This is a genomic window from Cohnella soli, assembly GCF_042655525.1.
Classification (GTDB): domain Bacteria; phylum Bacillota; class Bacilli; order Paenibacillales; family Paenibacillaceae; genus Cohnella; species Cohnella soli.
The window spans coordinates 918,141-932,429 of record NZ_JBHSMI010000028.1; the positions used below are offsets into that span (position 1 = coordinate 918,141).

General features: G+C 55.2%; 13 protein-coding genes. 11 read left to right on the forward strand and 2 right to left on the reverse strand.

Annotated elements, in window-relative coordinates:
- Positions 1–3 precede the first annotated feature (3 nt).
- Together ACFPOF_RS19865 and ACFPOF_RS19870 are read right to left on the reverse strand one after the other, a co-directional pair.
- The gene (locus tag ACFPOF_RS19865; protein WP_378135804.1) at positions 4–1,599 is read right to left on the reverse strand and encodes a hypothetical protein; all 1,596 of its coding nucleotides are present in this window, start codon (positions 1,597–1,599) and stop codon (positions 4–6) included.
- A complete protein-coding gene (locus ACFPOF_RS19870; protein ID WP_378135806.1) occupies positions 1,596–2,945 on the reverse strand; it encodes a DUF4910 domain-containing protein in 1,350 nt (449 codons plus the stop codon). The genes ACFPOF_RS19865 and ACFPOF_RS19870 overlap by 4 nt, the downstream gene beginning before the upstream one ends.
- A 134-nt stretch (positions 2,946–3,079) precedes the next feature.
- On the opposite strand from ACFPOF_RS19870, the gene ACFPOF_RS19875 reads away from it, so the two are divergent.
- The 11 genes from ACFPOF_RS19875 (at position 3,080) to ACFPOF_RS19925 (ending at position 14,281) form a co-directional block, all read left to right on the forward strand.
- Complete coding sequence (locus tag ACFPOF_RS19875) at positions 3,080–3,847, forward strand: cytidylyltransferase domain-containing protein (protein ID WP_378135808.1); 768 nt, start codon at positions 3,080–3,082, stop codon at positions 3,845–3,847.
- Positions 3,844–4,725, forward strand: a complete 882-nt coding sequence (locus tag ACFPOF_RS19880) for an aldo/keto reductase (RefSeq protein WP_378135810.1) — start codon at positions 3,844–3,846, stop codon at positions 4,723–4,725. The genes ACFPOF_RS19875 and ACFPOF_RS19880 overlap by 4 nt, the downstream gene beginning before the upstream one ends.
- Positions 4,726–4,739: 14 nt before the next feature.
- Complete coding sequence (locus ACFPOF_RS19885; protein ID WP_378135812.1) at positions 4,740–6,029, forward strand: aminotransferase class III-fold pyridoxal phosphate-dependent enzyme; 1,290 nt, start codon at positions 4,740–4,742, stop codon at positions 6,027–6,029.
- Between the two features lie 104 nt (positions 6,030–6,133).
- Positions 6,134–7,138 carry a UDP-N-acetylglucosamine 4,6-dehydratase (inverting) gene (pseB, locus tag ACFPOF_RS19890; RefSeq protein ID WP_378135814.1) on the forward strand — a complete coding sequence of 335 codons (1,005 nt, stop codon included), beginning with the start codon at positions 6,134–6,136 and terminating at the stop codon, positions 7,136–7,138.
- On the forward strand, positions 7,111–8,316 hold the full coding sequence (pseC, locus tag ACFPOF_RS19895; protein ID WP_378135816.1) for a UDP-4-amino-4,6-dideoxy-N-acetyl-beta-L-altrosamine transaminase: 1,206 nt from the start codon (positions 7,111–7,113) through the stop codon (positions 8,314–8,316). Before pseB ends, pseC begins: the two co-directional genes overlap by 28 nt.
- Positions 8,313–9,356 (forward strand): UDP-2,4-diacetamido-2,4,6-trideoxy-beta-L-altropyranose hydrolase, encoded by a 1,044-nt coding sequence (pseG, locus tag ACFPOF_RS19900; RefSeq protein ID WP_378135818.1) that lies wholly within the window; start codon positions 8,313–8,315, stop codon positions 9,354–9,356. The genes pseC and pseG overlap by 4 nt, the downstream gene beginning before the upstream one ends.
- Positions 9,350–9,997, forward strand: coding sequence for a formyltransferase family protein (locus tag ACFPOF_RS19905; RefSeq protein ID WP_378135820.1), 648 nt, complete (start codon positions 9,350–9,352; stop codon positions 9,995–9,997). Before pseG ends, ACFPOF_RS19905 begins: the two co-directional genes overlap by 7 nt.
- A gap of 8 nt (positions 9,998–10,005) precedes the next feature.
- Positions 10,006–11,058 carry a pseudaminic acid synthase gene (pseI, locus tag ACFPOF_RS19910; RefSeq protein ID WP_378135822.1) on the forward strand — a complete coding sequence of 351 codons (1,053 nt, stop codon included), beginning with the start codon at positions 10,006–10,008 and terminating at the stop codon, positions 11,056–11,058.
- Between the two features lie 22 nt (positions 11,059–11,080).
- Complete coding sequence (locus ACFPOF_RS19915) at positions 11,081–12,256, forward strand: glycosyltransferase family 4 protein (protein ID WP_378135824.1); 1,176 nt, start codon at positions 11,081–11,083, stop codon at positions 12,254–12,256.
- A 13-nt stretch (positions 12,257–12,269) separates the two neighbouring features.
- The gene (locus tag ACFPOF_RS19920) at positions 12,270–13,307 is read left to right on the forward strand and encodes a GNAT family N-acetyltransferase (RefSeq protein WP_378135826.1); all 1,038 of its coding nucleotides are present in this window, start codon (positions 12,270–12,272) and stop codon (positions 13,305–13,307) included.
- Positions 13,308–13,321: 14 nt separating this feature from the next.
- Positions 13,322–14,281 (forward strand): GNAT family N-acetyltransferase, encoded by a 960-nt coding sequence (locus ACFPOF_RS19925; protein WP_378135828.1) that lies wholly within the window; start codon positions 13,322–13,324, stop codon positions 14,279–14,281.
- Positions 14,282–14,289: the final 8 nt, after the last annotated feature.

Genomic DNA, 14,289 nt, shown 5'->3' on the forward strand with positions numbered 1-14,289 from the left:
TGTTTAGAAATCATGATCGCCGCCGACGATGCCGGAGACGCTTTCGCATAAATAGTAGGTTTTGACATGGGGATTGTCTGACATGCAGACGTACCACCCGATCGTGCCGCCGAAGAAGTCCATGAGCGTCTCGTCTTCGCTTAATCTCCATTGCAGGAAACCGTTCGGCGGCAACACGTAATTCCGGACGATCGTCGCCGTGTCCTTCTCCCTGTAGAAGGAAAGCGTAATTGAAGCGTGCCGTTCATACGGAATGCGAGGCCCGCTGTTCAGTATCCATACGATACCGTCCGCCTGGTCGGCGATAACCGGCGCCCAGTGGAAGCTGCTCATTTTGTTTTCGAGCATCGGGTTGTAGACGTCCATGCTTTTGCAAATATTGCACGGAAGCGACTGCTCGTTGAGCCCGTAATCAAGTCCGACTTTCAGCCTTGTCGGCAAACGGCTGCCCTGAACGGGTCTCGCGATCAAGTTCGCGCCGAGCGGCCGGCTTGAATCGACGCCAAGTTCGCTGCAAATGCCGCCCAGATCAAGTGTCTGCAGCCGGTTGTCCGTCGGGGATACCTGATGGGCGGCGGGTTTTCTCCCGAGCAGACGGCCATGTTCGTCGTACAGTTCAATGTCGATCTCGAGCCGAGATGGCGAATAGATCGGATAGAAGTTGACGCGAGTGAAGCGTTCGGCCTCTAGCGATACCGGAATCAGCATGCTGGCCGGGTGCCAGCCTTCCTCGGGATCGTTCCAGTAATCGTCTTGCCCAGTACGAGAGGAGCAGTCGTAGTAAGTATGGGTAACGCTGACGGCTTGCTTCGAATGTTGAATATTGCCTGCGATAATGCGCGGGAACACCCAGTCCACGTCGAAAGCGATTCTGGCCGTCCCGGGCTTGCCGTTCAGGAAGCCTTGCAGGTCGAGATGGCGATCCGGGTATATGGTGGTCGTTTCGTATGGGGCTAGAAAAGGGACGGTAATATCGTGATCGAGCACTTCGTTTTTGTCGTTGTGGAATCTCATCCGAATGCTTCCGCCCTTGACAGGCTCGAAGCCGTTGACGAACGAGAAGAACGGTTCTCGGTCGCCGTCCGCGTACACGTTAAACCCGGCTTCCGCGACGGCCGCCTCGCGGTTGGCGTTGCGGTCTTCGGCGTCATTGTATACGCGCTGGGCGGTGTGCACGACGCTGCCGAAAGAGGGGCCATAGTAGTTAACGACGACGGCAGGATAAGCGTACACGAGGTCTCTCGAAGAGAAAAACTCGATTTCCAGACTGCCTGCGAACTCGACAGGCGTAGTGACGCCCTCGTTCCCGTCCCCCGAGGACAGTAGGTCCTCCAACTCGATACGATAGGCTTTGGGCTCCCTGATAATCGCGGAGGATCTTCGGATGATCCGGCCTTTGTCCGAACGGAGCGTCAAGACGGAATGAATTTCGGAAATGCCTCTTTTGACCATCCAGTAACCTAGAAAACAAATCCGAGTACTCAGCCCTTCGCTTTGAAATACCGGGAAAATCGCCGACGACCTCAGCGTTGGCTTACGATCGATACGACCGGCTTCGGGCGCGTTAGTATGCGAGAGATGATTGCGATAACTTCTCATAGATAAGCCTCCTCATAACTAGGAATCGCGGCCTTAGCCGACGACCGCTCCGACGGATGAGCCAGCGGCCGCAAGGTTGCGAGCCCATGCTTGCGTAACTCCTCGACAAATGTGCGCACGAAGACGAAGCTGATGCCGATCGTTTCGGCGATATCGAGACAACTCCGCTGTCCGTCCATCAGAATCTGGATTTCTTGCAAAGCGGTGTACCCGCGCTGATCGAGCTTCGGATCGATGTAGAGATCGTAATCGGTCAAATACAGCGGGCCGGCGAACAAGCGGGTCGGAACGGCATCCGTTTCGAGAATGCCGACGATTTCTTCGAGCGCCCGGTACGTTTCGTCGAGCTTGTCGAAGTCGCAATGCGCCAGATCGTCCAGATCCGTATGGTAATGCTCGTAAGGGTGACGTGCCAGACAGACGGTCGGAATATCGAAGCCCGGACCGTCGTAGAACATCTCGTCGTTGCCGTACAAGCTTCGGTACGGGGCGTCCAGCTTGCCGGAACCGTATCGGGGCAGCACTTCTCTCGTGATGCGATCCGCGTAGCTATTCCCATGGAAAGAGCGGGAAAAGCCGAGCGGAAGCGGGTTGGCAACCATGTCGAGGTAGAAGCCCCAGCGCAAATCTTTGATGTTCCGCCCGTGCTGGAGAATAGCCGCAGCCGCGTAATATTCCGGCCCCAGCACGAGGCGGTATGTATATTGCCTGCGCGGCAACGTCTCGAGGTAGCGGAACAATTCGACCAATACGGCAATGCAGGCGATGCCGTCGTTCACTTGCGCAGGGTGACACGTGTGGGCCGCGAACAGCACCGTTTCCGGGCTGTCTCCGGGAATGATCCAGTCGATGACGTCCATGCGGCCGGGCTCGAAGGCGGTATCGACAACGACTCGGTAATCGGTGTCGGGAAGGGCGTCGACGATCGAACGGGGCAGACTGAACGCCCACTTCGTATGTTTCTTGTGATATTGCCAACGATTCAAGTAAATGAGCCGATCTTCGAATTCCGGGTGAACGTTTACGTGCTCGAGCAGCTCCTTGCGGGACAACACCCCTTCAAACGGAGCGGAGTATGAATTCAAATAGAGGGGGTTCCAGGCGAAATCCGCGATTCGCTCTCCGTCTGCCTTTTCAATGTAAGCTTGGCGCACGATCCATTTGTCGGGAATCGTCCAAGTCAGGCACGGGGTTCCGGAAGGGAAGGAGAGCAGATCCACTTTTAATGAAGCGGCCAACGCTTCGGCGAACAGCGACGTATCGTCGGATACGGTGACCCGGTTGAGCCGGTAGTAAGGCTCGATAAGCTGTTTCATCCGTTGTTTGCGAAGAAGGGAATCGTCCATAATAACCTCCGTTTGTATACGTTTTGGAATGTTAATGTTACATATTGTATCTACGATGGTTTTACTTTATACTACAACTGAAAGTCAGTCAATCCCGTATTTCGGCAGTTCACAACGAATAAAGGAGGAACGGGATGAACACCGTAGCGATCGTTCAAGCGCGCATGGGCTCCACCCGACTGCCCGGCAAAGTACTGCGGCGCCTGGACGGCCTTTCTATAGTAGAGCTCATTTGCGAGAGGCTGAAAAATTGCGAAACGATTGATCGGATCGTCGTGGCGACAAGTCGTTCGGAGAAAGACGACCCGTTAGCGGAAGAGTTAAAGAGGATTGGCATTCCTTGTTATCGCGGAGACGAAAGCGATGTATTGGATCGTTATTTTCAAGCGGCTTCAGTTGAAAGAGCGGATATTGTCGTCCGAATAACCGGCGATTGCCCTTTGATCGACCCGGAAGTCGTTGATACCGTCGTGCGGACGCTCAAGGAAAGCCCGGCATTGGCGTATGTCTCTAACTTCGCTCCCCCTACTTTCCCGGACGGACTCGACGCGGAAGCGATGACGTTCGCGGCGCTAAGCCGGATGTGGCAAGAGGCGAGGTCGGCTTTCGATAGGGAGCATGTGACGCCTTATTTGCGCGCTAATCCGGAATGGTTTCCGCAAGTGAACATCGCTTCCGACATCGATTATTCCGGATATCGCTGGACATTGGACGAAGAGCGGGATTTTGCATTTTTGCACGCTTTTGTCGCGTCCGCCAAGGCGCTAGGCATCGATCCCCGGCTCGCCGGTTTGGAGAGCTGGCTGCATGTCGCAGAGAACGAACCCCGCCTGTCGCAGATTAACGAAGGCATCGTCCGCAACGCAGGTTCGATGCAGCCTACTGGAGGGAGCGGGCTATGAAGCTAGGATTAGGTACGGTGCAGTTCGGCATGCCATATGGGGTGTCGAACCGGACGGGTCAGACGATGCCGGATGAGGCGGCCTATATTTTGGATGTCGCAGCCGCCGCAGGCGTGCAGGTGCTCGATACGGCGGCGCTGTATGGCGAGAGCGAGCGAGTGCTGGGACGATTGCTGCGGAAAAGCCATCCTTTCCGGATCGTGACGAAAACCGACAGTCTGATTCCCCCGAATGGCGCATCGCTCGATGCGGACGAAGTCGTTCGCAGGCTCGAGCAATCTTTAAGAAGGCTCGGACAGTCGAACGTGTACGGTTTTCTGCTACATCGCCCGGCAGAACTGTTGTCTCCATACGGGGAAACGATCATGCGCGGGCTCGAGAAGTGCAAAAGAATGGGGTACGTCGCCAAAGTCGGCGTGTCCGTCTACCCGGAAGACTCGGTATTCGAGATGATCGCCAAGTATCCGCTCGATCTCGTCCAGGTGCCCGTCAATCTGCTGGACCAACGGCTTATAGCGAACGGTTTTCTCGACCGCTGCAAGGAGCAAGGGATCGAGATTCACGCCAGATCCGTGTTTCTTCAAGGGCTGATCGGCATGGAGCCTAATCAGATGCCAGCCTATTTCGCGCCATACATGCCGAAACTGTCGGAGCTGAGAGACACGTTGGACCGAGAAGGGATCGGACCGATGGAAGCGGCGGTCTCGTTTGCGGAGCAGTGCAGACTCATCGACGCTTACGTCTGTGGCGTGAACGACGGCGCGCAGCTAAGTCAATTGATCGCATGGGCAGTGCGGTCGAAGCCGCGGTTGGATTATACGGCATTCGCCGCGACCGAACCGGGGCTGCTCAATCCGGCGTTATGGAAAATAAGCTGAAAGCAGGTGTTTTTATGTCCACCCGTTACGAAAATTCAGAAATCGAGCTGGCCAGAGCTTTACGCACGATCCCCCTCGGCAGCCAGACATTCAGCAAAAGCATGACCCAATACCCGCTCGGCGTTTCTCCTTATTTCATCGAAAGGGGCAAGGGGAGCCGCGTGTGGGATGTAGACGGCAACGAATACGTGGATTTTGTAAACAGCTTGGGGGCGGTCTCGCTCGGATACTTGGACCCTGACGTAGATGAGGCTGTCTCCAGACAGATGGCGAATGGCGTATCGTTCAGCCTTCCTCATCGACTCGAAGGGCTAGTGGCGGAGAAGTTGACGGAACTGATCCCGTGTGCGGAGATGGTTCGATTCGGCAAAAATGGCTCCGATGCGACTGCCGGGGCGATTCGGCTCGCTCGCGCCTATACGGGGCGGGAACGCGTAGCCGTATGCGGTTATCACGGGTGGCAGGACTGGTACATCGGTTCGACGGCTAGGCACGCCGGCGTGCCGGAAGCTGTTCGGGAGCTTACGCATTCGTTCGCCTATAATCGTCCGGAGACGCTGGAAACCTTGTTCGACGCGTATCCCGGCGAGTTTGCCGCCGTGATTCTGGAGCCGATGAGCGCGACGCCGCCGGAACCGGGATTCCTGGCCGCCATCGAACGGCTCACTCGCAAACACGGAGCATTGTTCGTGCTTGACGAGACGATTACCGGTTTTCGATATCATCTCGGGGGAGCGCAGACGTTGTTCGGGGTTACGCCCGACTTGGCAACGTTCGGCAAAGGCATGGCGAACGGGTACCCGATTTCCGCCATTGTCGGCAAGCGGGAATTGATGAAGGAGATGGAGCGCATCTTTTTCTCGTTTACGTTCGGTGGAGAGACGCTTTCCTTGGCGGCCGCTCTGGCGACGATAAGCAAGATGGAAAGAGAGCCGGTTATCGCCACGTTATATGAACAGGGAACGAAAGCGATGGAAGGCATTGCGTCCTTGATCGGCAAGTATAGGCTCGAGGGAGCGGTATCGCTGGCTGGCAGCCCGGTATGGTCGCTTACCGGATTCAAAGATGCAGGCGGCTACAATTCCTGGGATCTGAAAACGTTATATTTGCAGGAGATGCTCGCCAGGGGGATTTTGACGGTCGGGTCCCACAACATAAGCTATGCCCATACGAACGCTAACGTGGAGCAATTGCTGTCTGCTTATGACGATACGTTCTCGATTATCGCTGCGGCGATTCGTGAAGGAACGTTGGAGAACCGGTTATTGTGCAAACCGCTGGAGCCGCTGTTTAAAATCCGATAGGAAAAACAGACAAAAGCTTACATTTTTATGCTTGACATGATACGAACTGTAACATAATATGGATTTCATAAGACAATTTGTATCGGAAGAAAGGAAGGTCTGACGTGGACTTCAACGGAAAAGTCGTGTTGGTAACCGGGGGAACGGGATCGTTCGGCAAAAAATTCGTACGCAAAATGCTTGAGCTCGACGTCAAGAAAGTAATCGTGCTTAGCAGAGACGAATTGAAGCAATACGAGATGAGCCAGGAATTCACGGACCCGCGCATGAGATTTTTTATCGGGGACGTTCGCGATTCGGAAAGGTTAAACCGCGCGTTCGATGGCGTCGACATCGTCGTCCACACGGCAGCGCTGAAGCACGTGACCGCATGCGAGTACAATCCGTTCGAGGCGGTTCGGACGAACATACTCGGCGCGCAGAACGTCATCGATGCAGCGATCAACCGCGGTGTGAAGCGAGTCATCGCTCTTAGCACGGACAAGGCCGCCAATCCGATCAACCTGTACGGGGCGACGAAGCTCGCTTCGGACAAGCTGTTCGTCGCCGCGAATTCATACGTTGGAGACTGTCCGACCAGGTTTGCCGTCGTCCGGTACGGCAACGTTGTCGGCAGCAGGGGCAGCGTCATTCCGTTTTTCCATAAAATCCGCTCGACCGGCAGGTTGCCGATCACGGACGAGCGAATGACGCGATTCTGGATTACGCTCGATCAAGGCGTCCAGTTCGTGCAAGATTGCTTGGGCAGGATGAAAGGCGGAGAAATTTTCGTGCCGAAAATTCCAAGCGTGAAAATCGTCGATCTCGCTCGGGTCATCGCGCCGGAATGCGATCTGGACTACGTCGGCATCCGTCCCGGCGAGAAGCTTCACGAAGCGATGATTACCGAGGACGATGCCCGCAAGACAGTCGAGTTTGACGATTATTTCATTATTAAGCCGGAATATCCACTCTGGCTGGACGACCATGAGGCCGACCACTACGGCGGTCGTCCGCTTCACGAGAGATTCAGCTATAGCAGTCATACGAATACTCACTGGCTGACAGATTCCGAAATATCTCAGTATTTGGGGGAATACGCATGGCCGTTAATGCCCGCAACCCGGTGAGAGAAACTTACTTGCCTTACGGTCGGCAATGGATCGACGATGCCGATATTGAAGCGGTAACGGCTGTACTGCGCGGCGAGTTTCTGACGACCGGACCGGCGATCGCTTCATTCGAAGCGAAGTTCGCCGATCGGGTCGGAGCCAAGTACGCCGTCGCTTTCGCGAACGGGACGGCGGCGTTGCACGCTGCATGCGACGCGGCGGGCATTGGGGAAGGGGACGAAGCGATCACATCACCGATGACGTTCGCCGCCAGCGCGAACTGTGTGTTGTACCATGGCGGAGTGCCGGTATTCGCCGACATCGATCCGCGAACATACAATATCGACCCCGTACAAGTCGAACGACTGATTACCGAACGAACGAAAGCGATCATTCCCGTCGATTTTGCCGGGCAACCGGCCGATCTCGACGCCATCATGACGCTGGCGGAGAAACATGGCATCACCGTTATCGAAGACGCAGCACACGCGCTTGGAGCGGATTACGAAGGAAGGTCTGTAGGTTCGATCAGTCATATGACGATGTTCAGCCTTCATCCGGTCAAGCACATCACATCTGGAGAAGGCGGCGTTATCGCGACGAACAGCGAGGCGCTCTACAACAAACTGCTCGCTTTCCGCAACCACGGCATCGTTCGCGAAGCCGAAGCGATGGAAAGAAGATGGCGCGGGAAGTGGTACTACGAGATGCAATCGCTTGGCTTTAATTATCGTCTGACGGACATTGCGGCAGTGCTCGCTTCCAGTCAACTCGACAAGCTGGATCGTTTCGTGGCACGGAGAATCGAAATTGCCAATGCCTACAACGATGCCTTCGCGAATTGGGAGGCGTTGACCATCCCCTACCAAGATCCGCGCGGCACATCAAGTTGGCATTTGTACGTCGTAAAGCTGTCTCTCGATCGACTGAAAGCTTCGAGAGATGAGATTTTCGAAAGGCTGCAGTCGGAGAATATCGGCGTTAATGTCCATTATATTCCCGTGTACTTGCACCCCTATTACGAGAAGCTCGGCTACCGCACGGGCCTATGTCCTGTCGCGGAGGCGGCATTCGAAAGTTTCCTGACTTTGCCGTTGTTTCCTGCAATGTCGGACGATGACGTCTCTGACGTGATCCGCGCAGTTAAACAGGTAGTCGGCGAGTGTCTCGAGGAAGAGGCGGTCTACCCAGCATGAACGTATGGATTCGGGCGGACGCGGGCTCCGACATTGGAACCGGACATGTGATGCGATGTTTAACGCTGGCGGACAGATTGAAGGGAAACGCTAATCTATCGTTCGTATGTCAGGAACGGCCAGGCGACTTGATTGCGTATATCCGGGAAAAAGGTTTCGCCGTCCACTCGTTTCGTTCCGCGACAGGGTCTTGGGAAGAAGACTCGGACTATACGCTGGGCGCCATTCGGCAATCCGATCAGTCGGTCGACCGGTTCGTCGTCGATCATTACGGGCTGGCGTCCGAATACGAGACGAGAATTCGGACGGAGGTCGGCAAGCTGATGGCGATCGACGACTTAGCCGACCGGGCTCATGAATGCGATTGGTTGCTCGATCAGAATCCTTACGCCGATGCGAAGAGTCGGTACGAAAATTTGGTGAACGGGGAGTGCGTGACACTGCTCGGTCCGAGTTATGCGCTGCTGCGCCCTGATTTTGCCCGGACGAAAGAAAAAGTGTATCGCACGGGAAAGGTTGATCGCCTTCTCGTGTCTTTCGGAGGTGCGGATTTGACCAATGAGGCAACGAAGACACTGCGAGCGATCGTCCGGGTGCGCGAAAGGACGGGCAAGCAACTTCCTGTTAGCGTGCTCGCGGGCCGCATCAATCCTCATGCCGAGTCGATCCGCGAGTTATGCGCCGGGTTGCCCGATGTCCGTTATTTCGCACACGCGGAGAACGTGGCGGAATTGATGGCGATGTCGGATCTGGCGATCGGGTCCGGCGGTACGACGACATGGGAGAGGTGCTGCGTCGGACTTCCCGCGCTAGTCGTCACGACTGCGGATAACCAAGTCGAGTTATCGGTACATGCTGCGAAATTGGGAGTGATCGGCTTGCTGGGCGCGAACGGGAATGTTGACGAGGAACGTATCGCCGACGCCTTAATCGCCAGATTGGAAGACAAGGAAGGCACGAGGAAAATGTCAGAAGCCGGCATGGCTCTCGTGGACGGTATTGGCGCAGATCGCATAATGAAGGAGTTGTTGACATGCTGAATCAAATTACGGTCGTGTCCGACAGGAGAAATTGGGTTAACGACTATGTCGCTGCGTGGTTGCCCTCGCTCAAGAAATTCGCGAAAGAAGTTGTATGGACGCATGACGTTGCCGACCTGACCGACGGGGATATCGCTTTTTTTCTCGGGTGCGAGCAGATCGTGCCGCAGGATTTGTTAGCGAAGAACACGCACAATCTAGTCGTCCACGCCAGTGATTTACCGAAAGGCAAAGGGTGGTCGCCGCTCACATGGCGCATTCTCGAAGGGGACAACGACATCCCTGTCGTCCTCTTCGAAGCCGCAGAGCGGGTAGACGACGGACCGATTTATTTGCGGGAGAGAATCGCGTTCAACGGTACCGAACTGATCGATGAGATGCGCACCGCGCTCGCGATGACAACGATTAAGCTGTGCAATCGCTTCTTGGACGAATATCCAGGCGTCGTCTCCGGAGCCGAGATGCAGCTCGGGGAGAGCAGCTATTACCGTCGTAGAACGCCCTCGGACAGCAAACTTGATCCCGACCGTTCGATCCGCGAGCAATTCCGGCTAATGCGGGTGGCGGACAACGATCGTTATCCTTGTTTTTTCGACTTGGATGGCTGTACGTACGAAATTAAAGTCGCGAAGAGAGGTTGAACGATCGAATGAAGGAAATTCGATTAGGCGGTATTCCTATCGGGGACAATCATCCTCCGTTTATCATCGCGGAGATGTCCGGCAATCACAACCAGTCGCTCAAGAAGGCGCTCGAGATCGTGGACGCGGCAGCTGCGGCGGGCGCGCACGCCTTGAAGCTGCAGACGTATACGGCAGATCTGATGACGCTCGACCTGGACACGGGGGATTTCTTCATTCAGGACCCGGATAGCTTATGGCAAGGCCGCTCGCTGTTCAATCTGTACGAGGAAGCCCACACGCCATGGGAATGGCATCAACCGATCTATGACAGATGCCGCGAACGCGGAATCATTCCGTTCAGCACGCCGTTTCATCCGAAAGCCGTCGATTTTCTGGAACAACTGGACACGCCGTTTTACAAAATCGCTTCTTTCGAGAACAACGATCTTCCGCTTATCCGGCATGTCGCCCGTACAGGCAAACCGCTAATCGTGTCGACGGGAATGGCGTCGATCGGCGAGATCGAAGAACTCGTCCGGACGGCCAAGGAGGCCGGATGCGATCAGATCGTGCTGCTGAAATGCACGAGCACGTATCCTGCCTCGCCGGCGGACAGCCACTTGCGCACGATTCCGCATCTGAAGCAAATGTTCGGCTGCGAGGCTGGCTTATCCGACCATACGCCCGGCATCGGGGCGGCGGTTGCCGGCGTCGCGCTGGGAGCGACGGTTATCGAGAAACACTTTACGATTTCCCGGGCGGAAGGCGGCGTGGACGCGGCGTTCTCCTTGGAGCCGCGCGAGATGGCGATGCTTGTCTCGGAGACCAAGACGGCATGGGAAGCGCTTGGGGGCGTACAATACGGTCTAAGCCGCAAGGAGATCGGTTCGCTGAAGTTCAGACGTTCCTTATATATTAGCCGGGACGTGTCTCCCGGGGAGACGCTCACCGAGGACAACGTCCGCATTATCCGCCCCGGGTACGGATTGCCGCCGAAGTATATGGAACAGATTGTCGGCCGCAAAGTAGCCGTCGATGCCAAAGCGGGAACGCCCGTCAGCTGGGCGTTATTCGGATAGACCACGCGAAAGGCGGAGCACAATGAAAAACCTATTGTTCGTTCAACCGTACGCGAGCCAAGTCGGCGGCGTGGATTCGGTGCTTCTCCAATTGATCGAAGGGCTCGACCGCAAGCGTTACCGTTCATTCGTTCTGCTGACGGAACCGACGCCGTACGCGTCCAAGTACGAGACGCTTGGAGCAACGGTGTTGTACGGTCCGCTCGCCGTATTCGGCAAGCCGACGGATGCGGGCTACTATTTCCGCAACTTGTACAAGCTGGCTCAGTCGCTGCGACATATCCGCCGATTGGCGAAGGAGCATCGAATCGACCTCATCCACTCGCATAAGATGGAAGCGATCGGCGCGAACATTATCGGCAAGGCGCTCGGCATTCCGACGGTCCAAACCGTCCATGAGTTGCCGCGCAAGCCGCTAGTCGCCTATAAGTTCGTCGCGTATCTGAATCACCTGTTTAACGACAAAGTGATCGTGCTGTGCGAGCGCAGCAAAATCATGTTTCGCTGGTTTAGCGGAGAGTCCGCGAAGCTGACGAAAATATATAACGGCATCGCGGATCAATCGGAGGGCGGCGACTTGAGGCCGATCGGCTTCGACTTAGGCCGCGAGCTCGGCCTTGCCCCGGACGATCGTCTGGCGATTACGGTCGCCCGGTTGTCCCCGATGAAAGGGCTGGAATATTTAATCGAAGCGGCCGCCTTGCTGAAGGAAGAAAGCCCGGAAATCAAGTTTGTCATCGTAGGCGACGTTGCTTTCGCGCACGAAGCGCCTTACAAGGAGAAGCTGGCACGCTCGATCCGGGATGCAGGACTCGAAGGGCAGGTGTTCATGCTCGGTCTGCGGCGTGATGTTCCGTCGTTGCTGGCGCAATGTGATGCACTTGTCGTTCCGTCCGTCTATGATATTTTTCCAACTGTCATTCTGGAAGCGATGAGCAGCGGTCTTCCGGTCGTGGCGACCGACGTCGGCGGTATCCCGGAAATGGTCAGACAAGGCACGGGATTGCTGACGGTTCCGGAAAGCGGCGAAGCGTTGAAAGAAGCGCTGGAGCAGTTGTTCTCCGCAGACTACAAGGCGATGGGAACGGCCGGAAGGGCCGTATTCCTTCGAGAGTTTACGCGGGAGAAGTACGTGAGCCGGACGGCCGAGCTTTACGAGGAGCTTTTTCGCGCGCGGGCGGCGCAAAGATCATCTTAACGAGGTGCCGGATATGAGAGAAGGAACCGCGGTCATGAAAAGACCGGACAGAGATGCGAAAATCAAATACCGCGAGCTGTGCAGATCAAATAAGGACATGTCTTTGTTTGACCAGGATTGGTGGCTCGATATCACTTGCGGAGGTCCGGATAAATGGGATGTCGTTCTCGTGGAGCGAGACGGACAGATTATCGCGAGTCTTCCGTACCATCGGGTGAAAAAGTACATGTTCGATACGATTCAAATGCCCGAGCTGACGTTGACGATGGGCGTATGGATTCGTTATCCCGAGCATCAGGATCCGAACACGAAACTTGCGTATGAGCGCGAAATCTATTTGCAACTGATCGAGAGGTTGCCCAAAGTTGAGTACTCTTACCAGCATTTCAACTGGAACATTACGAACTGGAGCGCTTTCTACTGGAAAGGATTCAAGCAGACGACTCGCTATACTTTCGTATTTGAGGATCTCGGAAACCTGGACCAAATCTACGCGAACTTTCGCGACAATATCAGAGCGGAGATCCGCAAGGCGCAAAAGCAGCTCAGAATCGTTGAAAGCGACGATTTCGAGAAATTCCATGAAATGAACAAAATGACTTTCGAGCGGCAGCAAGTGCCGATGCCCCATAGCTATGACGTGATCAAACGGCTGGACGAAGCATGCAAGGAACGGAATTGCCGTAAAATCTGGTTCGCTCAGGATGACGAAGGGAAAATCCACTGCGCGATTTATGTCGTGTGGGACGGCAATTGCGCTTATTATTTGCTGGGTGGAGCAGATCCCGACCTGCGTAAAAGCGGCTGTCACTCGCTCGCTTTGTGGCATGCGATCCGCGAAATGTCCAAAGTCACAAAGCAATTCGATTTGCACGGCGGCATGCATGAGCCGGTCGAACGTTTCTTCCGGTCTCTAGGTGCGAAACAGAAGCCTTATTTTCAACTATCGAAAATTAATGGGCGTTTGTTTAAATTCGTGTATTACATGAAGCAGGCGCTGTTGCAGGTGTCCGTGGCGGTAACGACCGCCATTGCATTCGAAGCGTTCTGAGGGGGGGTGACGAGATGAGCGAGGAGCAGGAGAAATATCGCGAATTATGCAGTTCCGGGACGTTGATCCCCGTATATAACCAAGACTGGTGGCTCGACATCACATGCGGGGGCGCCGAACGTTGGGACGTCGTGCTCGTTGAGCGCGATCGGCAAATCGTAGCGGCATTGCCTTATTACAAAGTAAAAAAGTACATGTTTAATCTCATCCAAATGCCGCAAATGACACTGTCGATGGGCATCTGGATCAAATATCCGGATAAGCAGAAGTATGCGACGAAGCTGGCGTACGAGCGGGAAATTTATCTTGAGCTGATCGAGAAGCTGCCTCGCATGGATTACTCTCACCAGCAATTCAATTGGCATATTACGAACTGGAGCACCTTCTATTGGCGCGGCTTCCGTCAAACGACGCGTTATACGTACGTGATCGAAAATATTGCAGATCCGGATGCTGTCTTTGAGAACTTCCTGCCCCAAACCCAGTTGGAGGTGCAGGAGGCCGAGCAAATCTGCTCGATCATCGAGACGGCGGATGTCGATCGTTTCCTGGAGATGCACGCCAAAAACTTCGATCCGAAAATATTCCCAATGCCATACAGCGCCGAGACGCTTCGGGCGTTGGACCGGGAGCTTGCGGCGCGTGGACGCAGGAAAATCTGGCTCGCCCTGGACAGGGAGGGGCGCGTGCTCAGCGGCGTATATATCGTATGGGACGAGGGGTGCGCGTACAATTTGCTCGGCGGGTCCGACCCGGAACTGGAAGGCGCCTCTTCGCATTCGCTGCTCATCTGGCACGCGCTGAAAGAGATGTCCGTCCGAACATCCCAGTTCGATTTCTACGGCGGCATGCATGAGACGATAGAGCGATTTTTCCGGTCGTTCGGTGCCATTCAGAAGCCGTATTTCCAGTTATCCAAGTTCAGCGGACGGCTGTTCAAGTTCGCTTATTATTTGAAACACGCCATTCGGTAAAGGAGTTT

What these genes read in the sequence shown, in the direction of transcription:
- ACFPOF_RS19865 (WP_378135804.1), bottom strand. Translation starts at nt 1,599, where the DNA reads ATGAGAAGTTATCGCAATCATCTCTCGCATACTAACGCGCCCGAAGCC.
- ACFPOF_RS19870 (WP_378135806.1), bottom strand. Translation starts at nt 2,945, where the DNA reads ATGGACGATTCCCTTCTTCGCAAACAACGGATGAAACAGCTTATCGAG.
- ACFPOF_RS19875 (WP_378135808.1), top strand. Translation starts at nt 3,080, where the DNA reads ATGAACACCGTAGCGATCGTTCAAGCGCGCATGGGCTCCACCCGACTG.
- ACFPOF_RS19880 (WP_378135810.1), top strand. Translation starts at nt 3,844, where the DNA reads ATGAAGCTAGGATTAGGTACGGTGCAGTTCGGCATGCCATATGGGGTG.
- ACFPOF_RS19885 (WP_378135812.1), top strand. Translation starts at nt 4,740, where the DNA reads ATGTCCACCCGTTACGAAAATTCAGAAATCGAGCTGGCCAGAGCTTTA.
- pseC (WP_378135816.1), top strand. Translation starts at nt 7,111, where the DNA reads ATGGCCGTTAATGCCCGCAACCCGGTGAGAGAAACTTACTTGCCTTAC.
- pseG (WP_378135818.1), top strand. Translation starts at nt 8,313, where the DNA reads ATGAACGTATGGATTCGGGCGGACGCGGGCTCCGACATTGGAACCGGA.
- ACFPOF_RS19905 (WP_378135820.1), top strand. Translation starts at nt 9,350, where the DNA reads ATGCTGAATCAAATTACGGTCGTGTCCGACAGGAGAAATTGGGTTAAC.
- pseI (WP_378135822.1), top strand. Translation starts at nt 10,006, where the DNA reads ATGAAGGAAATTCGATTAGGCGGTATTCCTATCGGGGACAATCATCCT.
- ACFPOF_RS19915 (WP_378135824.1), top strand. Translation starts at nt 11,081, where the DNA reads ATGAAAAACCTATTGTTCGTTCAACCGTACGCGAGCCAAGTCGGCGGC.
- ACFPOF_RS19920 (WP_378135826.1), top strand. Translation starts at nt 12,270, where the DNA reads ATGAGAGAAGGAACCGCGGTCATGAAAAGACCGGACAGAGATGCGAAA.
- ACFPOF_RS19925 (WP_378135828.1), top strand. Translation starts at nt 13,322, where the DNA reads ATGAGCGAGGAGCAGGAGAAATATCGCGAATTATGCAGTTCCGGGACG.